At 61.6% G+C, this 24,699-nt stretch carries 22 protein-coding genes and 2 pseudogenes; 15 read left to right on the top strand and 9 right to left on the bottom strand.

Features of this window, described 5'->3' with window-relative positions; translation table 11 throughout:
- Positions 1-46 precede the first annotated feature (46 nt).
- Positions 47-586 (bottom strand): annotated as a pseudogene (locus ACI512_RS19630) (methyl-accepting chemotaxis protein); the annotation flags it as partial.
- Between the two features lie 318 nt (positions 587-904).
- A pseudogene (locus tag ACI512_RS19625) lies at positions 905-1,714 on the bottom strand (HAMP domain-containing protein); the annotation flags it as partial.
- A 736-nt stretch (positions 1,715-2,450) separates the two neighbouring features.
- On the opposite strand from ACI512_RS19625, the gene ACI512_RS19620 reads away from it, so the two are divergent.
- From ACI512_RS19620 to ACI512_RS19610, 3 genes are all read left to right on the top strand, one after another.
- On the top strand, positions 2,451-3,899 hold the full coding sequence (locus tag ACI512_RS19620) for an APC family permease (protein ID WP_236379878.1): 1,449 nt from the start codon (positions 2,451-2,453) through the stop codon (positions 3,897-3,899).
- A 91-nt stretch (positions 3,900-3,990) separates the two neighbouring features.
- Positions 3,991-5,421, top strand: a complete 1,431-nt coding sequence (locus ACI512_RS19615; protein ID WP_236379880.1) for an aldehyde dehydrogenase family protein — start codon at positions 3,991-3,993, stop codon at positions 5,419-5,421.
- 3 nt (positions 5,422-5,424) lie between these two features.
- A complete protein-coding gene (locus ACI512_RS19610) occupies positions 5,425-6,750 on the top strand; it encodes an alginate export family protein (RefSeq protein WP_236379882.1) in 1,326 nt (441 codons plus the stop codon).
- Between the two features lie 10 nt (positions 6,751-6,760).
- Here the strand turns inward: ACI512_RS19610 and ACI512_RS19605 are convergent, their stop codons facing one another.
- Positions 6,761-7,519 (bottom strand): IclR family transcriptional regulator, encoded by a 759-nt coding sequence (locus ACI512_RS19605; protein ID WP_236379884.1) that lies wholly within the window; start codon positions 7,517-7,519, stop codon positions 6,761-6,763.
- A 237-nt stretch (positions 7,520-7,756) separates the two neighbouring features.
- On the opposite strand from ACI512_RS19605, the gene ACI512_RS19600 reads away from it, so the two are divergent.
- The 9 genes from ACI512_RS19600 (at position 7,757) to ACI512_RS19560 (ending at position 17,223) form a co-directional block, all read left to right on the top strand.
- A complete protein-coding gene (locus ACI512_RS19600) occupies positions 7,757-9,298 on the top strand; it encodes an acetolactate synthase large subunit (protein WP_236379886.1) in 1,542 nt (513 codons plus the stop codon).
- Positions 9,299-9,309: 11 nt separating this feature from the next.
- Positions 9,310-10,800: an aldehyde dehydrogenase family protein gene (locus ACI512_RS19595; protein ID WP_236379888.1), complete on the top strand. Its 1,491-nt coding sequence runs from the start codon at positions 9,310-9,312 to the stop codon at positions 10,798-10,800.
- Positions 10,801-10,827: 27 nt separating this feature from the next.
- Positions 10,828-11,622: an SDR family NAD(P)-dependent oxidoreductase gene (locus tag ACI512_RS19590; RefSeq protein ID WP_046036354.1), complete on the top strand. Its 795-nt coding sequence runs from the start codon at positions 10,828-10,830 to the stop codon at positions 11,620-11,622.
- A gap of 12 nt (positions 11,623-11,634) precedes the next feature.
- Positions 11,635-12,675 (top strand): glycosyl hydrolase, encoded by a 1,041-nt coding sequence (locus ACI512_RS19585; protein WP_236379890.1) that lies wholly within the window; start codon positions 11,635-11,637, stop codon positions 12,673-12,675.
- An 11-nt stretch (positions 12,676-12,686) separates the two neighbouring features.
- Positions 12,687-13,145 (top strand): VOC family protein, encoded by a 459-nt coding sequence (locus ACI512_RS19580; protein WP_012724261.1) that lies wholly within the window; start codon positions 12,687-12,689, stop codon positions 13,143-13,145.
- 10 nt (positions 13,146-13,155) lie between these two features.
- Entirely contained in the window at positions 13,156-13,758 is a 603-nt protein-coding gene (locus tag ACI512_RS19575) for an amino acid synthesis family protein (protein ID WP_043206254.1), read from the top strand.
- Positions 13,759-13,820: 62 nt separating this feature from the next.
- Positions 13,821-15,428, top strand: coding sequence for a bifunctional 3-(3-hydroxy-phenyl)propionate/3-hydroxycinnamic acid hydroxylase (locus tag ACI512_RS19570; RefSeq protein WP_236379893.1), 1,608 nt, complete (start codon positions 13,821-13,823; stop codon positions 15,426-15,428).
- Positions 15,425-16,204, top strand: a complete 780-nt coding sequence (locus ACI512_RS19565) for a 2-keto-4-pentenoate hydratase (protein WP_236379895.1) — start codon at positions 15,425-15,427, stop codon at positions 16,202-16,204. The genes ACI512_RS19570 and ACI512_RS19565 overlap by 4 nt, the downstream gene beginning before the upstream one ends.
- Positions 16,205-16,281: 77 nt before the next feature.
- A complete protein-coding gene (locus tag ACI512_RS19560) occupies positions 16,282-17,223 on the top strand; it encodes a helix-turn-helix domain-containing protein (RefSeq protein ID WP_126570237.1) in 942 nt (313 codons plus the stop codon).
- Between the two features lie 12 nt (positions 17,224-17,235).
- Here the strand turns inward: ACI512_RS19560 and ACI512_RS19555 are convergent, their stop codons facing one another.
- The 6 genes from ACI512_RS19555 to ACI512_RS19530 all read right to left on the bottom strand — a co-directional run bounded on the left by ACI512_RS19555 (position 17,236) and on the right by ACI512_RS19530 (position 21,562).
- Complete coding sequence (locus tag ACI512_RS19555; RefSeq protein WP_236379897.1) at positions 17,236-18,153, bottom strand: ABC transporter six-transmembrane domain-containing protein; 918 nt, start codon at positions 18,151-18,153, stop codon at positions 17,236-17,238.
- Positions 18,126-18,524: a hypothetical protein gene (locus tag ACI512_RS19550; RefSeq protein WP_236379900.1), complete on the bottom strand. Its 399-nt coding sequence runs from the start codon at positions 18,522-18,524 to the stop codon at positions 18,126-18,128. The genes ACI512_RS19555 and ACI512_RS19550 overlap by 28 nt, the downstream gene beginning before the upstream one ends.
- A 20-nt stretch (positions 18,525-18,544) precedes the next feature.
- Positions 18,545-18,745, bottom strand: coding sequence for a hypothetical protein (locus ACI512_RS19545; protein ID WP_012724254.1), 201 nt, complete (start codon positions 18,743-18,745; stop codon positions 18,545-18,547).
- A gap of 23 nt (positions 18,746-18,768) precedes the next feature.
- A complete protein-coding gene (locus tag ACI512_RS19540) occupies positions 18,769-19,845 on the bottom strand; it encodes an ATP-binding protein (protein WP_236379902.1) in 1,077 nt (358 codons plus the stop codon).
- Complete coding sequence (locus ACI512_RS19535) at positions 19,842-20,588, bottom strand: response regulator (RefSeq protein ID WP_236379904.1); 747 nt, start codon at positions 20,586-20,588, stop codon at positions 19,842-19,844. The genes ACI512_RS19540 and ACI512_RS19535 overlap by 4 nt, the downstream gene beginning before the upstream one ends.
- 146 nt (positions 20,589-20,734) lie before the next feature.
- Positions 20,735-21,562 (bottom strand): AraC family transcriptional regulator, encoded by an 828-nt coding sequence (locus ACI512_RS19530; RefSeq protein WP_236379906.1) that lies wholly within the window; start codon positions 21,560-21,562, stop codon positions 20,735-20,737.
- Positions 21,563-21,748: 186 nt separating this feature from the next.
- Here ACI512_RS19530 and ACI512_RS19525 point away from each other — a divergent pair, with 186 nt between their 5' ends.
- From ACI512_RS19525 to ACI512_RS19515, 3 genes are read left to right on the top strand one after another with little or no spacing between them, the layout of a single operon-like run.
- Complete coding sequence (locus tag ACI512_RS19525) at positions 21,749-22,888, top strand: tyramine oxidase subunit B (RefSeq protein ID WP_236379909.1); 1,140 nt, start codon at positions 21,749-21,751, stop codon at positions 22,886-22,888.
- Positions 22,889-22,923: 35 nt separating this feature from the next.
- Positions 22,924-23,346: a RidA family protein gene (locus tag ACI512_RS19520; protein ID WP_012724249.1), complete on the top strand. Its 423-nt coding sequence runs from the start codon at positions 22,924-22,926 to the stop codon at positions 23,344-23,346.
- A gap of 57 nt (positions 23,347-23,403) precedes the next feature.
- On the top strand, positions 23,404-24,696 hold the full coding sequence (locus tag ACI512_RS19515; protein ID WP_236379911.1) for an FAD-binding oxidoreductase: 1,293 nt from the start codon (positions 23,404-23,406) through the stop codon (positions 24,694-24,696).
- Positions 24,697-24,699: the final 3 nt, after the last annotated feature.

Genomic DNA, 24,699 nt, shown 5'->3' with positions numbered 1-24,699 from the left:
AGAGTTGAAAGGCGGCCACTGTAACCGAGTCAAGACGGCATACGTTTTACACGCGGAAATGCCCGACCAGTTGCTGTTGGTGATTGGACATTTGATGCAGTGCGTCACTGGCCTTCGACGCTTCGTTCATGCGCCCGGCGAGTGTTTCGCTGATGCCCCGGATGTCGCTGACCCGATGGCTGATATCGTCCACCACGCTGCTCTGCTCAAGGGCCGCACTGGCGATCTGCTGATTCATTTGTTCGATCACATCCACGGCCTGGGAAATATGCCCCAGCGCCACGCGGGTCTGTTGCACCTGGAGCACGCTGCCGCCGGCTTGCTCGCGACTCAATTGGGTGCTGTGCACCACCGCCTGGCTCAGCTGTTGCAGCGTCTCGATCACCGTGCGCACCTGTTCGACCGAACTCTGGGTGTTGCTCGCCAGGTGCCTGACTTCATCGGCCACCACCGCAAAGCCGCGCCCCTGTTCGCCGGCCCGCGCCGCTTCGATGGCTGCATTCAGCGCCAGCAGGTTGGTCTGCTGCGCAATGGCGCTGATGACGTCCAGGACCTGACCGATCTGGGCGCTGCTATCAGCCAGGGCATTGACTTGCTGGAGCGTGGTTTCCAGGCGTTGATCAAGGGCCTCGATGCTGCGCTCGGCGGCCGAGAACACCGCCTGGCCTGAACGGCTGGCGTTTTCGGCGGCAGTCGCGGCGTCGGCGGTGCTGCGGGAGTGACGCGCGACTTCCTGGGCGCTGGCGCTCATTTCGTGCAACGCGGTCGCCGCCAGCTCCACTTCGCGGTACTGGCGCTGCATGCCGGCGCTGACTTCACGGGCAATGCCCGATGAGGTGTCGGCACTGTTGCGGGTGTCCAGGGACGCGGCCTGGATCGCGCGAATAATCGGCTGCAACTTGTCGAGGAAACGGTTGAAGCCATCGGCCAAGTGGCCCAGTTCGTCGCGTCGCCCGGTGGGCAGGCGCTGGGTGAGGTCACCGTCGCCTTCGACAATCGCATCGAGCAACTTGGCCATCTTCAGCAGCGGGCGTGTCACGCCGTAAGCGGCCAGCCAGATCAGCAGCATGCCCAGGCTGCTGGCCAGGATACCCAGGCCGAGGTTGAGCCAGTTGGACTCACGACTTTTGTCGTCGAGTTCGCTTTGCATCTGCCGGGCTGGCGCCTGCACCCGAGTCTGTGGAACCTTGATCTGCAGTTGCCAGGCCGGCGTGCCCGCTGCCGTCTGTAAGGGCTGGCGGATATCCAGCGTGTCCCCCGAGACGGCGCCGCTGCGTCCCGCCACTTGGCCCGTGGCCGACAGGATGGTGACCTGGCTGTCGCCCTGGTAGAGGTCCTGGCCGAGGTTGGCCGCCAGCTTTTGCAAGGTGTCGAGGCTGATGTCCATGCCCACCACGCCGAGCACTTTGCCGTTGACGATCAGGGGGATGGAAATGCTGCTCATCAGGGCTTTCTGGCCTTCCACTTCGATGGTGTAGGGTTCGACCACACACACCTGGCGTTGCGCCTGAGGGCAGGCGTACCAGGCGTTCCCCGGTTCGCTGCCGGGGGGCGCGGTGTTCGCGGCGATTTGTGCCTCGCTCAGTACCTCCTGCACCAGTTGACCCGGTTGACTCTGTGACCAATACAGCGCAAAGCGCCCAGTTTCATTGCCCGCCACCGCGCGTTGGTCGCGCCAATCGGCGTCAGTGCCGCCCAGCGCATCCGGCAGCATGATGACGTACAGGCCTAGGACTTTTTCGCGTTGTCTCAGGGTTTCACGGGCGTTGCTGATCAGGGCTTCGCGCAATTGCGCGACCGTCAGGCGGCCGTTGAGCGTTTGCTCGCGCAGTTGCAGAACCTGTTGCGCAAACCCCTCGCCATACAGCGCGGTTTCAGTGAAAAAACGCTCCACCTGTTGGGCATGCGCCACGGCCTGGGCCTGCAAACGCTCCAGCGCAGCCTGTCCGAGCAACTCGCTGCTCTGCTTTTTAAGCAGCTTTGCACTGGCTTGATTCTGATACGCGCTGGCGCAAATCAGAGCCGCCACCACTGCCAGCAGGCAGAGTCCGCTCAGCAGGGTAATACGCCATTGAATGGTGAGGTGAGCTGGCTGCATGGTTGAGGCTTCCTACAAGTGGGCGTCGCGATGATGGGCTGCGGGGGGGGGGGGGCGAGCCCTCATTCTTATTCTGGTGGCCGGCATCCGGGCATAGCACGGCTGATGCTAGGTTGCAGGCATGACAGGCCAGGCGGCTATCCCAAATCGGCAACTGCGCTGGGAGTGAGCGTGTTGCCTCGACCTGTTTTGGGGCGGGGCTTCGGATGCTACCGATTTGGGATAGCGAGCGGTTCAGGGGCGGGCATAGGATCAAATTCAGCGCGCAACTAAAACAAAACGCTAACCGGTGCCGATGCTGTGTGGTCGGACCACCCCTAAAGCGACTGCCTCATACAATAAGGTCAACAACATGAGTGTATCTATCCCGGTCAACGGCTCCACGGAGCTCAAGCGTGGTGCCCTGGGTGTGGGCTTCATTATCTTTTTCGTGATATCGGCGGCGAGCCCGCTGAGTGTGATCGCCGGCGGGTTCCCCATCGGCATCATGCTGGGCAACGGTGCCGGCACCCCGGCTTTGCTGATTCTCGCCTTGCTGGTGCTGCTGGCGTTCTCGGTGGGTTACACCACCATGTCGCGCCACGTGACCAATGCCGGTGGCTTTTACGCGTTCACGTCCCGTGGCCTGGGTGGCCTGGCGGGCGGTGCCGCCGGGGTGCTGGCAATGTTTGCCTATAACATCCTTCAGGTCGGGTTGTACGGGATGTTCGGCGGTGTGGTCAGTGGCACCATGGAAGCGGCCTTCGGCCTGGTGCTGCCGTGGTGGTCCTACTCGTTGATGGCGATGGCGAGCATCGCGATCCTGGGCTATCGCAAGATCGACCTGTCGGCGCGGGTGCTGTCGGTGGTGGTGATTGCCGAGTACCTGGCGATCCTGGTTCTGGATTTTGCCATTCTCAAATCCGGCGGCGACAGCGGCATCAACCTTGACTCGTTCAGCGGCAGCCATGTGTTCAGTGGCACGCCGTCAATCGGCTTGCTGTTCTGTTTCGCCGCCTTTATCGGCTTCGAGGCCACGACCATCTACGGTGAAGAGGCCAAGAATCCCAAGCGCAGTATTCCAATTGCCACCTACTGTTCGGTGTTGCTGATCGGTGGTTTCTACGCGCTGTCGGTGTGGTCGATGGTGGTGGGGGTGGGGTCGGACAAGATCGTGCCGCTGCTGCAGTCCTTGCAGGACCCAACCACGTTTATCTATGGCATGTCCGACCACTTTGTCGGCCCGCAACTGACCCAGATTATCCGCGTGCTGTTCATGGTCAGTATCTATGCCGGGCTGTTGGCCTTTCACAACGCCGCCGCGCGTTACTTCTACGCCATCGGGCGCGACGGTCTGTTGCACAGCCTGCTGGGGACCACCCATCGCGTGCACCAGAGCCCGCATATGGGCTCGGCGTTGCAGAGTTTGATCGCGGCGGTCGTGGTGCTGATATTTGCCGCGATGGATGCCGATCCGATCCTGCAACTGTTTGCCTGGCTGTCCAACCTGGCCACGCTGTGCGTGATCCTGTTGATGGCGCTGACCTCGGTGTCGGTGTGCGTCTACTTCCATCGCCATCCCGAGCTTAAGGTCGGGCTGTTGCGTGGACGGATCCTGCCCGGTATTTCGTGCCTGGCGCTGGTGATGGTGCTGGTGTTGGCGGTGGTGCATTTCGACGTGCTGACCGGTGCCAGCCAACTGCTGTCCTACAGCCTCTGCGCGATTATTCCGGTGGCCCTGATCATCGGCATCGTGCTCGCCGCGCGACTGCGCAACAGCTCGCCGCAACGCTTCCTGGCCTTGGGCAGCCACAAGCTTTAAGGCCCCCGCGTTTTCATAGCTCGACTAACCAGATAATCGCAGCCTGCCGTTGCTCGGCATGGCGCGTCAGCGTGTGAAAGGAAGGTTTCAAATGCACAACTACAAGATGCTTATCGATGGGGTTCAGGTGGCCGGCGACGAAGGCCAGTTTGATGTGATCAACCCGGCCACCGGTACGGCATTCGCCCAATGCCCGGCCGGTTCACTGGGGCAACTTGACCAGGCCGTCAGTGCCGCGCAGGCGGCGTTCAAAAGCTGGCGCCACAGTAGCCATCCTGACCGTTGCGAGCGTTTGATGGCGATTGCGGCAGATATCGAGCAAGAGGCCGAGTCACTGGCGCGCCTGATTGTGCTGGAGCAAGGCAAGCCGCTGGCGCTGGCGTTTTCCGAGGTCATGGGCGCCGCCGCCTGGACGCGCTACGCGGCTGGGCAGGAGATTGCGGTGGAACTGGTGGAAGAAACTCCCAACCAGCGCATTGAGCTGCACCGCAAACCGTTGGGCGTCGTGGCGTCGATCACCCCCTGGAACTGGCCGTTCATGATTGCCGTCTGGCACATCATGCCGGCGCTGCGTGCGGGCAACTGTGTGATCAGCAAACCGTCGAGCCTGACACCGCTGAGTACCTTGGGCCTGGTGGCGATCATTGGCCGGCACGTGCCTCGCGGTGTGATCAATTGCGTGACCGGCGAGCGGGGCTTCGGCAGTGCGATCACCTCGCACCCGGGGATCCAGAAGATCGTCTTCACCGGCTCCACCGCCACCGGGCAAAGCGTAATGCGCGGCGCCGCCAGCAACCTCAAGCGCCTGACCCTGGAGCTTGGTGGTAACGACGCCGCCATCGTATTGCCGGGGACCGCCGTGGAGGCCGTGGCCGAGGAGATCTTCCAGGCGGCCTTTCTCAACATGGGCCAGACCTGTGCTGCGCTCAAACGCCTGTATATCCACGAATCGCAGTACCAGGCTTTTGCTGACGCGCTGACGCAGATTGCAGCGCGCCAGGTGGTGGGTGATGGCCTCGACGCCGGTGTGACCTTCGGGCCCGTGCAGAACCTTGAGCAACTGGAACTGGTGGAGACATTGGTCGACGACGCACGGGCACAGGGTGCGCGCGTGTTATGTGGCGGTGCGCGCCTGGACCACCCGGGCTATTTCTATCCGCCGACGCTGGTTGCAGACGTGACCGACGGCCATCGCCTGGTCGACGAAGAACAGTTCGGCCCGGTGTTGCCGTTGATTGCCTACCGGGATGTCGAGGATGTCCTGAAGCGCGCCAATGCCGGAGACATGGGGCTCGGCGGCTCGGTCTGGGGGCCGGATGTCGAACAGGCCCAGGCCTTGGCCAGTCGCCTGGAGAGTGGTGTGGCGTGGGTCAATTGCCACGCGCAGATCCAGCCGAACACGCCGTTTGGCGGCAGCAAGATGTCGGGGTTTGGTGTCGAGTTCGGCCTTGAGGGGCTGTTGGAGTTCACAGGTCAGCAACTGCTGTTTGTACGCAAGCAGGCTGTCGAAGAAGGAGCTTGAGCCATGCGTTATCTATCACATCATCCCGTATTCGGTTGCACGCTTGTGTGCACCTTGGCGCTCGGCGCTATCAGCCAGTTGCACGCTTATGAGCTGTACAGTGATGAGAGTCGTCATCTCAACGCCGACATGACGGCGGTGTTCGGTCTGTTCAACAGCCGCAAGAATTACGATGGCACGCCAGGCGGCTCCAGTTGGCGTGAAGGCTTTATCAAATACGGTTTGAGTGGCAACCAGACGTTGGGGGGCAATGGCAGCGCATACGGGGCTTTCGCCCTGGTCAGCTCCGCCACCTGGGGGGACGGTGACGCTGGCGGCAACTCGCTGGGCACCGAGCGTACGACAAAGATCGAAGACGCCTACCTGGGCTGGCGTTCCGGCGACCTGTTCCCGCTGCTCGGCAAGGATGGCGTGGATATTTCCGGTGGTCGACAGGTGGTCAAGGTCGGCCGAGGGTTCCTGATCAACGATGACGGGCTGAACCCAGGCAAGGGCCCGGCCGACGGCACTTTGAACCGAGGAGGCGCTTACTACCTGGCTGCCCGGCACGCGTTCGATCAAACCGCCGTGGTGCGCCTGGGTGGCCAGGATGGCCTGCATGGCAGCGTGTTGTGGCTCAAGTCGGACAACCGTATCCAGGCCGACACCGAGTTGGCCGCCGCTACCCTGGATTACACCGCCCAACCAGGAACGCTCGGCTTGACCTGGGTCCATGGCCTGGACGTGAACGATCAATGGGCCAGCGATTTTCAACGCCAACGCAGGGGCATGAACGTCTATAGCGTGCGCGGTGAAGGCGATGCGGGGATCAAGAACGTCAGCCTGGCGTTCGAGTACGCCTGGCAGGACAAGGATGCGGGGCCTGAAAAAGCCTGGTACGGCGAGGCGGGCTATACCTTCGCCGATACCGCCTGGGCACCTAAGGTGACGTATCGCTACACCCGCTATTCGCAGAACTGGGACGCGCTGTTCACCGGTTTGAGCACCGGCTACGGCACCTGGTTCCAGGGCGAAGTGGCCGGCAACTACGCTGGGCCGTTCAACACCAATACCCGCATCCACCATGTCGGGCTGAAGGCAACCCCATTGGAAAACCTGACCCTGGGGGCGCTGTATTTCGATTACGCCACCGTGCGTAAAAGCAATGCGTTGAACCTAGATGGCCGCGAGCTGGATGTGTATGCCGAATGGGCGGTCAACCCGCACTTGATCATCACGCCGTTGGTGGGGCTCTACAAACCCAGGCAGGACTCGACCACCGGCGGCAATCAAGTGGAAGGCAATAGCACCAACCTCTACAGCCAATTGTCGGTGGCCGTGCCGTTCTGAGCGCGACGGGCTAGGGCGTGATGCTGCTCGGCGGGTTGCGCATGTTTTCGGCAATGCGCCGGGTGGTATCCATGACCATTTCGATCACTGTTTCCTGGCGCAGCAACTTGAAGCTTTGGCTGCTACCGACGGCGGACAGGCTGCCAACCACCTCGTCGAGGTCTGCCTGGATGATCGGTGCAGCGATACCGGTCAGGCCCAGGTTGAGTTCGTCGTGTGTCAGGCAGTAACCGTCCTTGCGGATTTTTTTCGCGGCCTTGGAGAAACCGGCCCAGTCATACGGGCTGTCCGGGTCGTTCGCCATGTGCTCGTCGAACAAGCGTTGCAGGCGGCGACCTTTCTGAAAGGCGATCAGGACCTTCGATTGTGCCCCGCGAAAAAACGGCAACGGCTGCCCGCGCCCGAACGCAAAGTGATAGGTGTCGGTGGGTTCGGCGATGTAGGTGTTGATGATGCGCCCGTCGTAAAACACGCTGGCAAACACCGCCAGGCCGGTTTGCGCGGACAGCTCGTGCATCAGCTCGCGGCCGGCGATCAGGATCGGATCGTACTGACGCATCATCCAGTCCAGCTCGATCACGCGCGGCCCTAGGCTGTAACTGCCGGCGTCCACGCGGGTGAGCATGCCGGCGTCACACAAGTCCTTGACGTAGCGGTACACGGTCGCCCGTGACAGGCCCATGCGCTCGGCAATGGTGTCGGGTTCGATCTTCAGCGTCTGTGGACCGAACAGGTCCAGGATGCTCAGCAATTTGCTCAGGCTGCTCATTGTGTTCCTAAAAGAGAGGGAAGGGCGTTTGGTGCGTACCCGCAAGGATCAGGGCACCCAAGCGCTGGCGCAACACTACCGCAGTGAGAGAAAAACGCAATCTCAAGATAGGTTTTCAGCTCAATAAAATATCTTTAATCTCATTAAATGAGAAAAACACAGATAAAGTGCTTGTTGGTTGTGGCTTTGTATGTGATAAATCTCATCACTGTAAATGCTCAAGCAAGAGGGCTGAAAATGAATGGTGCGCAACTGATAGTGAATGCGGCAGCGGCAAGCGGTATCGAGTACTGCTTCGCCAACCCCGGGACCACCGAGATTCCTCTGGTGGCCGCCATGGCCAGCGCACCTGCTCTCAAGCCGGTGTTGTCGCTGTTCGAAGGGGTCTGCACCGGCGCCGCTGACGGCTATGGCCGGATCGCCGGCAAGCCGGCAATGACGCTGACCCACTTGGGCCCGGGCTTTGCCAATGGCATCGCTAACCTGCATAACGCGCGTCGGGCCAATACACCGATCGTCAACGTCATCGGCGATCACGCCTCTTGGCATGTCAACTACGATCCGCCCTTGGCCAGCGACATCCAGGCCTTGGCCGGTGCTGTCTCCGGCTGGGTGCGCACCTCGCGCACGGCGGGGGGTATCGGTGAGGATTTGCAGGAAGCCGTGCGTGCGGCATGGCAGGCCAAAGGCCAAATCGCCAGTTTGATTCTGCCCATGGACCTGCAAGCCCACGCGGTGACGCACAACGGTGTGTTCGCACCTCTGCGGGCACCGGTTCGCCGGTTTGCCGGTGACCGGGTAGAAACCGTGGCGCAGGCATTGCGTGACGGCAAGCGGCTGGTGTTCATCGTCGGCGATGAGGGCTTATCAGTCGCGGGACTAGAAGCGGCGGGGCGCCTGGCGCAACTACCCGGCGTGCGCCTGTTTGCCGAGACCTTTCCGCGCCTGAGCTACCGTGGTGGTGGTTTGCCGGACCTGGATCGCCTGCCGTATTTCCCGGAAGTGGCGATTGAAATTCTTGAGCAGTACGACCTGGTCATTTGTTCAGGCGTGCCCGAGCCCATCAGCTACTTTGGCTACGAAGGCATCCCGTCGCGCCTCGCCGAACGTGATCGCTTGCTGACGTTGGCCGAAGTCGGTGACGATGTTGCCGGCGCGCTGACGGCGTTGGCCGATGCCCTGAATGCACCGGCCTATGTGTCGACCCCGGAGGGTATCGAACTGCCGCCCGGCCACGCCGAGCTGACGCCACAATCCATCGGCCAAGTGCTGGCCGCATCACTGCCCGACGACAGCATCGTCTCGGTTGAGGGCGGCACCTGCGGCTATCCGTTCTTTACCGCCTCCGCCCGCGCCGCGCGGCATCGGGTATTGACCAATACCGGTGGCGCGATTGGCCAGGGGATTCCGGTGGGGTTCGGTGCCGCCTTGGCGGAACGCGGCAATAGCGTGTTCTGCCTGCAATCGGACGGCAGTGCCCAGTACACCATTCAAACCCTGTGGAGCATCGCCCGCGAGCAGTTGCCGGTGGTGATCCTGATTGCCGCCAACCATCGCTACGCGATTTTGCAGAACGAGCTGCGCCGTTTCGGCATGACCGAAATGGACCCGCAAGCCCTGCGCCTGACCGTGCTCGACAGCCCGCGTATTGACTGGAAGGCCCTGGCCAAAGGCTACGGGGTCCCGGCCTGCACGGTACAGACCAATGCCGAACTGCAACGGGCGCTGGCCAATGCCAAGGCCGACCGTGGTCCTTGCCTGATCGAAATGGCGCTGTGAAGGAGTCGACTATGTATCAGCCCGAATTATTACCTGCCGTCCGGGCGTTCCTGGCGCAGCCCGGTCGCCTGTTCATCGGCGGTACCTGGCAGGACGCCGCCAGCGGTCGGCGCTTTGCGGTGGAAAACCCAGCCACTGAACAGACCCTGGCCGAAGTCGCCCAAGGCGATGAGCGCGATGTGAATGCGGCCGTTGCGGCCGCGCGTGCAGCCTTTACCGGCACCTGGGCCTTGCAGTCACCAGCGCAGCGCGGCCTGTTGCTGTTTCGCCTGGCCGATCTGTTGGATCAGCACCGCGAGGAACTGGCGCAACTGATCACCCTGGAGAACGGCAAGCCTATCGCCAACGCACGCGGTGAAGCGGCCAGCGCGGCGAATATCATCCGCTACTTTGCCGGCTGGCCCACCAAGATCGAAGGCAGCACGCTGCCCGTATCGCCGGCCAGCGGCGCGCCGATGCTCAACTACACGTTGCGCGAACCGGTGGGGGTCTGTGCGCTGATCGTGCCGTGGAACTTCCCGTTGACCATGTGCGTGTGGAAGCTCGGTCCGGCGCTGGCCACCGGTTGCGTGGCGGTGCTCAAGCCCGCCGAGCAAACGCCGCTGATCGCGATCCGCCTGGTGCAACTGATCGAGGCCGCAGGCTTCCCCGCTGGCGTGGTCAACCTGATCACCGGCCTGGGCGCCGACACTGGTGCACCGTTGGCACAGCACCCCGACGTGGACAAGATCGCCTTTACCGGCTCGACCCAGGTCGGGCGGCTGATCGCCCAGGCGGCCACCGGCAACATGAAAAAGGTCTCGCTGGAACTGGGCGGCAAGTCGCCGAACATCATTCTTCCAGACGCCGACATTGTGCGCGCCGCCAAGGGGGCCGCCGATGGGATTTTCTACAACCAAGGGCAGGTGTGCACGGCGGGTTCACGCCTGTATGTACACGCCAGTGTGCTCGACCAGGTGCTCGAAGAATTGCAGCGCCATGCCGCGGCCTATGTGCTGGGTAACGGCCTGGACCCGGCCAACAGCATGGGGCCGTTGGTCTCCGCGCGGCAGTTGAACACCGTCAAGGGTTACCTGCAGCGGGGCCAGGAGGAGGGCGCCGAACTGATCTGCGGCGGCGGCCGTCCCGAACACCTGGAGCATGGGCATTTCATTCAACCGAGCGTGTTCCTCGACCGTGCCGAGCGCGCCTGTGTAGCTCGCGAAGAAATCTTCGGCCCGGTACTGACCGTCATGAGCTGGACCGAAATCGACGACCTGGTGCTGCGCGCCAACGATTCGCCGTATGGCCTCGCCGCGGGCCTGTGGACCCGCGACCTGCGCTCGGCGCACCGCGTGGCCGCACAGCTCAAGGCCGGCTCGGTCTGGATCAACTGCTGGAACGTGGTCGATCCCTCTTCACCGTTCGGTGGCTACAAGCAATCCGGCTGGGGGCGGGAGATGGGTAAAAACGTGATCGATGCCTACACCGAGACTAAAAGCGTGTTTGTCGATCTGGCCTGAACTGAATAATCACACGAGGTAATTGCTATGGATCTGGAATTGAAAGGCCGCGTGGCCATTGTCACCGGTGGCGGTATGGGCATCGGCAAGGAAGTCGCGCGTTTTCTCTCCGAGGAAGGCTGCAAGGTGGTGATCTGCGCTCGGCGCATGGCGTTCCTGCAGCTGGCGGCCGAAGAGATCAGCGCACAGACCGGCAATGAAGTATTGCCGCTGTTCTGTGACACCAATGACATGAAGGCCGTGTCGGAGATGGTCGAGGCGGCGCACAAGCACTTCGGCCGTATCGACATCCTAGTCAACGGTGCCGCAGCGCCGTCGGGTGTGGTGCGCAATGACATCGAACACGCCGGCGACGATGAACTGCTCTCGGACCTCAACACCAAGGTGATCGGCTACTTCCGGTGCGCCAAGGCCGTGACCCCGCACATGAAGGCGGGCGGCTTCGGTCGCATCATCAACATCGGCGGCCTCACCGGGCGCAGCAGCAAAGTGCTCTCGGGCATGCGCAACCTGGCGATCGCCCACATGACCAAGACCCTGTCCGACCAGCTCGGCCCCTCGGGCATCACGGTCAACCTGATTCACCCCGGCGTGGTGGACACCCCGCATATCCAGGAGCTGTACGAGCGCGAAGCGGTCAAGCAAGGCAAAACGTCGGAACAGGTTGAGCAGGCCTACATCGATGCGACCCCGATTCGCCGCACCCTCGCCCCCATTGAAATGGGCTGGTTGATCGGTTTCCTGGCGTCGCCAAAAGCGGCTGCGGTAACGGGCGAATCCATCGGCATCGACGGTGGATTGACCCGTGGTATCTACATCTGAGGAGCATCTGTGATGAGTAACGGAACCCTTTTAGTCGCCACCGTGGGTCAAGCGGTGATCCGCAGTGCCGACGATGGCCGTACCTGGCATCGCCTGGGCCTGGGACAAGACCTTGAGTTCGATGCAATCACCCGATCCCTGAGCGTGCATCCCGACGCACCCGAAGTGATCTACGCCGGCACGGACGTGGGCTTGTGCGTCAGCCGCGACACCGGTGGCCATTGGCAGCGCGTCGATTCGCCATTCAACGGCGAGACGGTATGGAAAGTCGCCGTCGACCCGCAGGACGCCAAACGGATTTTTGTTGGCACCGGTGCGCCATCGCGCGCCGTGTTATGGCGCACCCTCGACGCCGGCCTGAGCTGGGACCGTGCCCCGGTTGAGATTCCGGAGTTCTGCGACGGTGTCAGCCGCCCACGCCTGCTGGCCTTCGCCTATGACCCCACCGACCGCAACCAGCTGTGGTTCGGCCTGGAGGAGGGCGGGTTGTTCCATTCGCGGGACGGCGGCGACAGTTGGACCCGCGTCGATGACCGACTGCTGTGGGACTACAACTCGGACGTCCACAACATCCTGGTACTGCCCAATCACGGCGAGAAAGTCATCGTGGTGGTCTGCGTCAATGCGGTGTACCGCAGTCTGGACGAGGGGCTGACCTGGACCGGCATCATTGGTCGCGAAGCCTTCGGCCTGTACTACATACGCGCCATGAACGCGCCGTTGGGCACGCAAAACGAGCTGTACCTGAGTATTTCCGATGGTACGCCCGGCACCACCAGCAAGATCCTGGTGTCCCGCGATGCCGCGCTCAGTTGGAACGTGCTGCCGCTGCCACAGCAGCCCAACTCCTGCGTCTGGGCGATTGCCTTCAACCCGGCCAACCCGCGACAGATCGTGGCGGGCACCAAGTACGGGCATTTGTTCACCTCCGACAACGGCGGTGAAGGCTGGCAGAAGCATTGGCGGGAATTCAGCGAGATCGCTGATGTGCTCTGGACGCCTGCGGTTGCGCAGATCAAGTCCGGGCATCAATCCATCGTCAAAAAGCACTGAGGTATACCGCCATGAAGATCGAGATCCTGCGGACTCACCTATCGCTCTGGGTCAGTGACCCTGACGTATCGGCGCGCTGGTACGCCGACATCCTGGGCATGCACGAAAGTGCCCGAGGCGAGAGCTGGGTCATGATGGCGTTTGGCGGCAAGCACCACGACATCGCCTTGATTCGCGCCGACCCCGGCGCCCATCAAGGTGGCCTGGGGCTGCAACATTACGGCCTGGAAATCGCCGGGGACATGACCACCTTGCGCCAGCTTTACGGCATGTTGCTGGGCAAGGGCGTCGAGGTGGTGAAGATCACCGATCACGAGATCGGTCATGGCGTGTACTTCAACGACCCTGACGGCAATCGCATGGAATTCTTTCTCGAAACCGAACACGACGATGCGCGCGGCAAGGCCCGTTTCAAGGCTGCCGGCGCGCCGAGCCGACATTTCAACCTCGATCCACTCGACCCACTTTGAGGCAATGCTGATGAAAACCGCGAATTTTGCTACGTATCACATCCGCAAATGGTACAGCTTCGTCGAAGAAACCTTGGCCAACGAAACCGGCCAACTGGCCGATGGCGAGCCGCTGTTCAAGTACGCGATTGCCGCCGTGATCGCCAACCCCTATGCCGGTCGCTACAGCGAGTCGCTTGCCGAGCTGGTCGATCCATCGCCGCTGTTGGGCGAAGAGTTCGGCCGGCGCATACAGGCACTGGCCGGTGCCCATGAAATCGTCAGCTATGGTAAGGCGATCCTGGTCGGCAGCGCGGGCGAATACGAGCACGGCAACGCGTTTCTGACCAACCCGGCCGCCGATCCGATTCGCGTCGCGCTGGGGGGTGGCAAGTCGTGGGTGCCGTCCACCGGCAAGCGCGGCGGACCCGGTTCGACCATCGACGTACCGCTGGCACACAAGGATGCGCTCTACGTGCGTTCCCACTACGACAGCATGTCGCTGATGTTCGGCGATGGCCCCGCGCCGGATGAAGTCATCGTGATCTGGGCCTTCGCCACCCGTGGCCGCTTGCATGCCCGGCTGGGTGGCCTGCTGGCCGAAGACATCAAAGGTATTGATGGGCTGCACTGATTGCAGGCGTGCGGCCTTGGCAACGCCGGTTTAAAACCACAACAAGAAAGCGGTGAATAGCGATGAAGCAGGAGAAGACCCAGGTTGTGATTGTCGGGGGCGGGCCCAATGGGATCACGGCCGCGCACTATATGGGGATGTACGGTATCGACTGCGTCGTCCTTGAACTCGCCGACTGCATACTGCCGTACCCGCGTGCGGTGGGCATGGACGATGAAGCGCTGCGCGTGTTGCAGGCTATCGGCATTGCCGAATTGGCCGTGCGCGACATGATCTGCGACGTGCCGCTGCGCTATTACAACGCCCGTGGTGTGTGTTTTGCCGAGGTCAAGCCCAGTACCGCGCATTACGGCTGGCCCATGCGCAACATCTTCATGCAGCAGCTGCTCGAAGGCACGCTGCGCGAAACCCTGGGGCAGCGCAGCAGTGTGGTGTTGCACCAGGGCCATGAAATGCTGGAGCTGGAGCAGGATGGGGAGGGCGTGACCCTGCAGGTGCGCGATGCCGAGGGCGAGGTCTATCAGATGCGCGCCGATTACGTGATCGGCGCCGATGGCGGGCGCTCCACGGTACGCAAAAAGCTGGGCGTCGAACTGCTGGGGCTGACCCATGCGCGCAAATGGGTGGTGGTGGATGTCGCCAATGACACCCTCGATGCGCCTTATACCGCACTGCATGCCGACCCGCAGCGACCCTTCGTGTGCATCTACTTGCCCTACCAGCAGCGGCGCTGGGAGTTCATGCTGATGGAGGGCGAAGATGAGGCGAAGATGTGCGAAGAAAGTACCATCCGCGACCTCATCCGTGGGCATATCGGCGATGCGGTGGACGCGTTGAATATCATCCGTATCCGCGCCTACACCCACCATTCACGGGTGGCGGCGCGGTTTGTCCAGGGGCGTGTGGCACTGGTCGGCGATGCTGCGCATATATCGCCACCCTGGGCCGGGCAGGGCCTTAATTCCGGGCTGCGCGACGTGGCCAACGTGGCCTGGAAACTGGCGGCGATCATCCAGGGGCGCGCGTCCCATGGGATCCTCGCCAGCTACGACCAGGAACGTCGCGGACACGCCACCGAACTGGTGGCCCTGGCCGACAATATGGGCACGGTCTTGGGGCTGACCAACCCGTTGATGGCCGGCGTGCGCGACTGGTTGTTCCAGGCGGTGAACAGCGTCGATAACCTGCGCTCGCACCTGCTGGAGTTCAAGTTCAAACCCAAGGCGACCATCACCAAAGGGCTGGTCTATCACGAGCGTGCGGAACTGCGCGAAGACGACCTGGTCGGCCAGCTGTTTGTGCAGCCGTATATCGAAGACGCCCAGGGGCAACGCCGGCGTCTGGATGACGTGCTGGGCAATTCCTACGCGGTGCTGGGTTACCGGGTCAATCCACGTGAGCAACTGAGCGAAGAAATGGCAACGTTCTGGGCTCGCTGGGACATGCGCTTTATCCAGGTCAATCGTTCGCGCAGCGGTCCGGTCCGCAACCAGCCATTGACGGCCACGGACGCCATCAGCGTGGAAGATGTGGATAACCGTCTCGGTGAATGGTTTTCCAGGGTGCGCGATTGCATCGTCGTGGTGCGTCCAGATCGGTTTGTTGCCGCCATCACCACGCCGGAGCGGCTTGACGCGGTATTACGCAAGTTAGCGGGGCAACTGTCATGAGCATCGATACGGGCGTATTGAGCCAGTTAGACCGGGCCACGTGTGCGGTGCAAGCGATTGCGCCACTGGCCCCCGAGGCATTGGACCTGCGCAGCGGCTACGCACTGCAACGCCAGGCGCTGGATGTGCGCCTGGCGGCGGGCGAACAGTTCAGCGGTTGGAAGATCGCCTTCGCTGGCAGCGCCGCGCAACGGCGCTTCGGCATTGACGAACCGGTGTATGGCGGCCTGACCGATCAGATGCGCGTGCCGTCGAACACGGCGGTGGCGCTTTCACGGTTGATCCAGCCCAAGCTGGAAGTCGAAGTGGCGATTGTGCTGGGTCGCAGCCTGGCGCCAGGTGACTACAGCGATGAAGACATCCTGGCCGCAATTGCCGAGGTGGCACCCGCGTTCGAGATTGCCGACTGCCGTTGGCAGGAGTGGACGTTCGGGGTAGGGGCCTTTCTGGCCGACAACGCGGCGGCGGGCTTGTATTGCCTGGGGCCCAGAACCGTTTTCGACCCTGTCGAACATGCCAACGTGGCGTTTCGCCTGGAATGCGCAGGCGCGATCTGCGGCGAAGGGGAGACCCAAGGCCGGGAAGATCCACCGCTGGCCAATCTGTGCTGGCTGATACGCCGGCTGCTGGCCGATGGTCAACCGGTGGAAGCCGGGCAAGTGGTGCTGTCTGGCGCGCTATTGGCGCCAATGAATATCCAGCCCTGCACCTACCGCCTGCAGATGTTTGGCACGGAACTGGCTTTGCTTTTCACTGCGGACACTGCCGCAGTGTGAGCCCTAGCTGCCGTCAAGGATGACTCCAGTCCCCTTCAGGCCGATGACGACAACGGGGCCCCCGAGGAACGACGACCATGCTTGCTGAAGTTCGAACCTTCAATGATCCTCAATTGCACGCCTGCTCCATCCAGGGCTGGCGGCAAGTGTATGACCAACTGGGGCGTGGCTGCCTGACCAGTGGGCTGCGCCAATTGTCTGCCGAGCGCTTTCAGATCTTCCAGGAAGTGCTGGACAAGCGCGTGGTGCAGCGTGGCTTTGCGCCTAAAGGACGACTGTGCGTGGCCATGTCGTTGGGCAGTGCACCGGTGGTACAGGGGCAGCAGGTGGGCGCGCACAACGTGGTGCTGTTACGCGATGGCGAGGAGTTTGTATTGCATGCGCCCGAAGGCACGCATTTCTTCGCGCTTAACGTCGACACCGTACGTTTTGCCAAACTCGCCGCCTTCGAATTGTCCAGCGACCAACTCAAGCGCGTCACCACCCGTTCCCAGATTTGCGTGGATGACGCGTTACTGTTGCGGATACGCCAGCGTATCTACCCGCTGTTTCGTCACCTATTGCAACAGACGGACCCTATCAGTGCCTGCGCCGAAAAGATGCTCGAAGACGAGCTGCTTGGCGCCTTTCTCGATCTGTTCAGCAACGCCACCGACGAAGTACGTTGCCGGCGTGGCAACTTCGCCGTGAGTGCCTACCTGGTCAAGCGTTGCCAGGAGTTGATCGATGCCAGCGGCGACACGCCACTGAGCATTCTCGACCTGTGCGAACACCTGCGGGTCAGCCGACGGACCCTGCAGAACAGTTTCCAGGCGGTGACCGGCATGCGCCCGGTCGAGTACCTGCGCAACCTGCGGCTTAACGCGGTACGCCGGCAGTTGATCACGACCCCGGCCTGCAGCCAGAACGTCGGCGATGTGGCGGTGGCAATGGGTTTTTTCCATCTGAGCCACTTCGCCGCGCATTACCGCGAGTTGTTTGGCGAGTCTCCGTCGGAAACCCAACGAGCGAACCTCTGAATAGGCGAGGGATCAGGCCGCCTCGTTCAAACCCGGATCCACGCGTTTGCCGATGTCCTTGAGCCGAGCCAATTGGTCGACCACGCTGGGGGCTTCATCCAGGCAACTGACAAACGTCCACAGGTAAGTCATCACCGCATAGATATGGCCGGCTTTCACTGCAGGCGCCAATGCCAGTTGGCTGATGGCGACCACAAAGAGCAAGGCCGCCAAAACACCGATGGTGAGAAAGGCGATGGCCTCACGGTCCGATAGCCAGATACGCAGGCGCGACAGCACCTGATAGTGACGACGCAAGGTGTGCGCGCCGATCCTTTCCACCAGGCTGATTTCCTTTTCCAGACGGTTGTTCAAGCGCTCATGCAAGCGCTGGTTGCGCCGCGCAAAGCTAGGCACCACGACGAAACAGAGCGCCAGCGCCAGCAGGCACGCCAGGCCGACCCAGGGTTCAATCGCCAGCAACATAGCGGCCGCGCCGATGATCGAGACCAGCGCCGTGGCAATCGTGGGCACGTGTTTTTCGAAAAAATCGACGAATTCCCGTGCCAATACCACCCGTGCGGCGGCCTTGGAGGTGCTGTGTCGTTGCAGGCGCTGGTTAAGAATCACCGGCACTGCAAGGTCGGCGTAGATACGCGTAAATGTGCGAGTGTCCAGGGCTCGCCGGGCGGCGCCCACCACCCAGAAGCCCAGGACCACGACGGCGTAGAGCAGGGCGTTGCCGGCGTCGCCACGGAGCATGGCGTCTACGGCAAACCCCGCAAACAAGGGATAGGCGAGCAGCAGGGCGTTTTCCAATGCGACCAACGACAGGGTGCCGAACAACTTGCCCGGATAAGCTTTGGCGATCGCCTTGAGCGTCCGGCTGGCGGACTGTTGCCCGATCTTGCGGCTGTGCTCGATCAGGAGTGGAGGTGTGACGGAGGGCATGGGGCACCTGGCTTACGCAGAGTACGGGGGTGGGAACTGAGGGTTGCGGTATAAAGACCGTGGGTGACGTCGAGCAGATAGCGCGTCTCCTCGGTCATCAGTAACAAGTCGATCTGGACTTCTTCGATCACGATTTCGAGGATGATCAGCAGGCAAATGGCCGGCGCGGTAAATAACCAGTGGTAATAGGACTGGCTGAACAGCGAGGCGATAACACCCAGGATCCACAATGACAACACCAGGCGGGGTGCCTGCTTTTGCAGGGGGATCCAGAATCGTTGCAACCTCTTGAGCTTGGCGCTGTAGAGACGTACCGAGTCTTCAAGCAGCGTCACGTCAATCAAGTTTCGATCACGATAGTTGATAGGCATACAGGCAATCCCAGGCTGACCTACAAGGGGCGGGTGTTTGACTTGGCCATGGCGCGCGCAGGCAGCGCGCGGTTCAGCCAGGCCAGATTGACTTCGTTGACTTGCACCCATTTGCCGTTCTCTGGAATCCCTTCGCAGCTCTTGAAAGCGATACAACGTCCCTGTGTGTCGAGCAAGGCAAAGTGGCGGTACCGATTGACCCTGAAAATAGAGAGGCGCATGCCTTCACCTGGGGCGGTTGAGGTTAGATGGCGACCAGTTGGTCGGGCCAGCTCAGTTCGAATAAGGTGCCGCCGTTGTTCAGGTTCCGGCAGGTCACGCTGCCTTGGTGGGACAGGGCTATCGCGCGCACCACGGCGAGCCCCAGGCCGCTGCCGCCCTGGGCACGGGAGCGCGAACTTTCCCCGCGCTGGAACGGTTCGAAGATGTGCGTTGCGAAGGCCTCTTCTATGCCCGGACCCTCGTCCGCGACACTCAAGGTGTTCAGGCCATCCTGGCTGCTCAGGCGCACCGTGACATTGCCTGGGGTGGCATGCCGTCTCAGATTGTCCAGCATGGCCAGCAACGCTTGGCGGATCCTGGCGGGATCACACTGCACAGGCCGTTCAAGCAGATCCAGATGCAGCACGAACCCGGATGCAAGCAGGCCCGGTTCGAACAGGCGAGCGTCTGCCTCGATTTCCTCAGCCAGGTCGGCGCTTTGGATGTGGACTTCGAGGTAGCCATTGTCTGCCAGGCCCACTACCCGCAGGTCTTCGATCAGGCGCGTCAGTCCTTCCACCTGGTTCAGCAGACTGTAGAACTGCGCCTGGTCCGGGGTGAACACGCCTTCCGCCAACCCTTGCAGGCGGCCACGCAGGATGGTCAGCGGAGTGCGCAGTTCGTGTGCAATGGCGGCATTCCAGAAGGATTGTTCCTCGGCCATGCGTTTCAATCTATCGGCCATGCTGTTGAAGTCATCCACTAACACGGTGGCCTCCGCCAATGAGCGGTTGGAGGCGGTTGCCCGGGCATCGAGGTCGCCGTCGGCGAGGCGGCGCAGGCTGGTTGCGACCGAGTTCAAGGGCATCAGAATGCGTCGGGACAGTTTGATCGCGACCACGGCGCCCACTGCCAGGCTGATGCAGGTGATCAGTGCCATCCATGCCCACTCCACTCCGGTGGGCAGCCATTCGTCCACGTCCAGATCCGACGGCGGCCAGAACATCCAGAGCAACGCGTAAAACACATAGGAACCGACCACCGCCAGTGCGATCACGCAGAGCACCACGGCGGACATCGACAAAATGATCTGCCGGCTCAAACTGTTGGCGATCCTCATGGGGTGCTCCCGAATCGGTAGCCGACCCCACGGATACTGGCCGGTACGCCCTGCAGGCCCAGATCTTCGATTTTGCGCCGCAGCTTGCTGATATGGCTGTCGACGGTGCGCTCCAGGCTGTCGCTTTCGGGCGAACACAGGGCCAGTAATTCGGCGCGACTGAATACGCGCTTTGGGGCCTTGGCCAATTGGGCCAACAACCTGAACTCGGTCACCGTCAGGTTGAGCGGGTGCTTGTGTGCCCCGATCTGCACACTGACTTCATGGCTGTCGATGTCGATTTCAAAGGCGTTCACCCGCAGTACGCTGGGGCGGGTGGCATAGCCATGATCGAGCGAGCGCCGCAGTACCGCCTGGGTCCTGGCGACGACTTCGGCCGGGTTGAACGGTTTGACGATGTAGTCGTCGGCACCGATGCGCAGGCCCATGAGTTTGTCCATGTCCTGATCCTGGGCAGTCAGCATGATCACGGGGGTGGTGCCTCGGTGCCGGATCTCGGCCAGTACCATCCAGCCGTCCAGGTTCGGCATCAGCACGTCCAGCAACACCAGGTCAGGCTTGAGCGATTGATGCAGTTCAAGGGCGCGGCGGCCATCCAGGGCATGGGCGGTCTGGAAGCCACTGCGCTTGAGATAGGCGCTCAGGATGTCGGCGATTTCGGGTTCGTCTTCGGCGATCAATATCAACGCCTGGCGTTTGTCCGCGAGGTCCGTGGGTGTCGATACTCGGTGTGATTCTGTCATGGTCCGCTCGGTCGTGCTGTTCGGTCGCCGCAGTATGGCGAATTAGCCTGTTGCGACGAAGACTACTGTGCACCACGAGCATGCGCTTTCATGGGAGGTTTTATGGAGAAACGATGGAGACGCGGATTTATTTGCGCATCGTGTGATCAGGCGTAGCTGATCCTGTCGGTGTAGGCGTTTTGGGTCATTGTGCGTTGGTAGTCGCAGGGGGTGGTGCTGACCAGTTTCTTGAAATCGCGCAGGAAGTGCGATTGATCGGAAAAGCCCAGGTCGAGGGCCAACTGTGAAAACGATACATCGTGCTGGGTGTTGAGGGTGTCCAGGGCCGCCTGGCAGCGGATGATCCGGCAAAACGTCTTGGGTGACATGCCGGTGTCCTGATTGAACTGGCGGTGCAGGGTACGGCTGGTGTAGCCGCTGAGTTCTTCGAGTTGCTGGATGCGAATATCGCCGCGATGGCGCAGCGCCTGCTGGATGATCATGGCGGTGAGTTTCGATGTCTTGCCCATCAGGCGTGGGGTCAGGTAGTCGTTGAACAGCCGCATCTGATCGCCCAGCAGCGGTGCCTGGACGATGCTTTCGAATATGCGTTGGGCAAATTCGGAGACCTCTAGCAGGTCGAGTTCGCGTTCGGTCAACTCCTCGGCGAGCACATTGACGAAGCCGGGAATGACCCCCGGTGCAAAGCGCACGCCGAAGTAGTGGTGGTGCTGGTGCAACTCGACGGCCTGGGCAACCAACGGAGTGCCGCAGATTCGCGCCGTGGGGCGTGTCGCATCACAGTCGAACAAAATGTCTACACAGCCGTCCGGTACGGCCAGCAGGTTGGCCGATTGCGCCACATCGAACGCATAGAAATGCGAGATCGCCGGGTGCGCGCAAGGCATCACCGAATAGCGTGAAGAGTTGAGCACGAACCAAGGCTGTTCGTTCGCTGTGTGGTGCCGGGGAGTCGGCACGCTCGGTTTGATCATGGTTGTACCTAGGGAAGGCCGCGCTACGGGAAATTTAACGCATTAATCACGCCAACTATTCGCGTGTTGGCGTGATCAGCATGTCCGAAATTTACAATACCGCCGATACCCACCGCCTGATACTCGATCTCGACAGCGTGGAGCTGCGCCTACCGCAGTGATATCACCTTCAGTCCGAGAATAACTATGTCTACAACTACAAAAATCGACTTTATCTACCTCTCCGAGCAGGACATGATCCGCGCGGGTGTGACCGACATGCTGGCCTGCGTGAATACCATGGAGGAGATGTTCGGCTTGCTGTATGCCGGTGACTACCGCATGGCCGGCCCGAACAATGATTCCCATGGTGCGATGGTGATTTTTCCGCAGGAATCGCCGTTCCCGAACATGCCCAAGCCCACGGCTGATCGGCGCATGATGGCTATGCCAGCTTACCTGGGCGGCAGTTTTTGCACCGCTGGGGTGAAATGGTACGGCTCCAATATCGCCAACCGCGAAAAAGGCCTGCCGCGCTCCATCCTGATGTTCACCCTGAACGACCCCGATACCGGCGCGCCGTTGGCCCATATGTCAGCCAACCTGCTGTCCGCTTATCGCACCGGTGCAATTCCCGGCGTGGGTGCACGCCACCTGGCGCGCAAGGACTCGAAAGTCGTCGGCCTGCTGGGGCCTGGCGTCATGGGCAAGACCACCTTGGCGGCTTTTATCGCTGTGTGCCCGCATATCGACACATTGAAGATCAAGGGCCGTGGCCAGAAGAGCCTCGACGACTTTATCGCGTGGGTCAAACACACTTATCCGCAGATCATCACGATAGAAGTGGTCGACACCCTTGAAGCGGTGGTCCGCGACTCGGACCTTGTTACTTATTGTAGCTCTGGTGCCACGGGCGACCCCTCAATCTACCCAATTGTGCGGCGTGAGTGGGTCAAGCCAGGCGCCTTTCTCGCGATGCCGGCGTCGTGCTCGCTTGACGCAGGCATGGAGCAGCCTGACGTACGCAAGGTGCTCGACAACACCGGTCTCTACCAGGCCTGGTTCGAAGAATTGCCCAAGCCCGCGCATCACAATGTGCCGGTGATTGGCGTGCGCTTCATGGACATGATTGCCGAAGGCAAGATGCAGCTCGACGACGTCGAGGACATCGGCAAGATCATCGCCGGGGCCGCGCCTGGCCGCAGGAATGATGAGGAAATCATCATCATGTCGGTGGGCGGCATGCCCGTCGAAGACGTGGCCTGGGGCACGGTGGTGTACCGCAACGCCATCAAGCAAGGCATCGGCGTGACCTTGAACCTGTGGGAAACCCCGGAGCTGCGCTGAGCCACACCTTCATTCAATCCGACGAGGTACTCGACATGACAAAAATCATCAAGCTCAAGACCGGTTCACCGTTCGAAGACCAGGCCAGTTATTCGCGCTTGGTGGTGGTGGACAACTGGATCTACGTGTCCAACACCGCTGGCCGCAACCCGCAGACCAAGCTGATTCCGGAAGATGTCCTGGAGCAGACACACCAGGTGTTTGCCAATATCGAGTCAGCCCTGAAAGTCGTCGATGCGAGCCTGGCCGATGTGGTGTGTTCTCGGGTGTTTATCCAGGATCCCAAGGATGTGCCGGCCGTGATGGGCCTGATCGGCGAAAAGTTTCGCGGCGTCGACCCAGCCAGCACCGTCACGTGTCCACCCCTGGGCTCGACGGTCTACAAAGTTGAGTTGGAAGTGACAGCGTATCGCAACGCGTCGAAGGCGCAGGTCGAGGTCATTCGCCTGTCGCAATAATCGTCACGCGGCCGTGCGCAGGCGTGGCCGTCCTTATTCGCTTACCGAGTCTTGACCATGGCCCCGACAATTGCGCCCGTGACAACCTCCACTGTGTGTCCTCCCGCGACCTCCGTCGTCATCATTGGCGGCGGTATCATCGGCCTGACGGCTGCGCTGACCCTCGCCGAGCGCAATATCTCGGTGGTGGTCGTGGAGAAAGGCCGGATCGCCGCCGAGCAGTCATCCCGCAACCTGGGCTGGGTGCGCAAGACCAGCCGCCACGCGGCCGACATCCCACTGGCCCTCGCCGCTGACCGCTTGTGGGCGCAGATGCCTGAGCGGGTAGGGACAGATGTGGGGTATCGCCAGGAAGGCATCATGTTTGTCGGGCGCACCCCGGCGCAAATGGCAATGCACGAAAGCTGGCTCAAGTCGGTGGAGCACTTGTCGCTGGATTCGCGCCTGCTCAGCAAGCGTGAGATTGACGCACTGGTGCCCGGCGGCGTGGGTGACTGGGCCGGCGCCATCTTTACGCCCTCCGATGCGCGTGCCGAACCGACGCTGGCCAGCAGCGCGATTGCCAAGGCTGCCATGGCCATGGGCGTAGTGATCGTTGAGCAGTGCGCGGTGCGTACACTGCAAATGTCCGCAGGTGTGGTGAGTGGCGTGGTCACGGAAAAAGGTGAAATTCGCTGTGATCACGTATTGCTCGCAGGGGGCATGTGGTCACGTCGCTTTCTGGGCAACCTCGGCGTCTCGTTGCCAACCTTGCCGTTGACCTGCTCGGTACTGCGTACCCACCCCATGGACGGGCCGACAGAGATTGCTGTCGGCGCGCCGGACTTTTCGTTTCGCAAGCATAAGGACGGCGGTTTCATCATTACCCAACGCGGTAAGTTGGATGCCTTCCTGACCCTCGACCACCTGTTGCTCGCCAAGCAATACATGCCGCAGTTCCGTGCGCAACGCAGTGTGCTGAACGTGTCGCTGGGCAAGCCGTTTATTAATGACCTGGCGCTGGCACGGCGTTGGCGCGCCGACAGCGTCAGCCCGTTCGAGCGCGTCAGGGTGCAGGATCCAGCGGCCAATCCACGGCTCAACGGCGACGCGATGAACAACCTGATTGCTGCCTGGCCGGTGTTTGAACAGGCGCGGATTGCCCACGCCTGGGCGGGCACTATCGATGTAACACCGGATTCCAATCCGGTCATCGGGCCGGTCGCGAAGATCCCGGGGTTGACGGTGGCCACCGGGTTCTCCGGGCATGGCTTCGGCACGTCGCCAGCGGCGGGGCATCTCGCGGCGGACCTGGTCAGTGGACACGCGCCGATCATTGACCCAAGCCCTTATCGCTTTGATCGTTTCTAAAGG

It is taken from the genome of Pseudomonas petroselini, assembly GCF_045037875.1.
GTDB lineage: Bacteria > Pseudomonadota > Gammaproteobacteria > Pseudomonadales > Pseudomonadaceae > Aquipseudomonas > Aquipseudomonas petroselini.
This window is presented reverse-complemented; position numbering and strand designations above follow the sequence as displayed.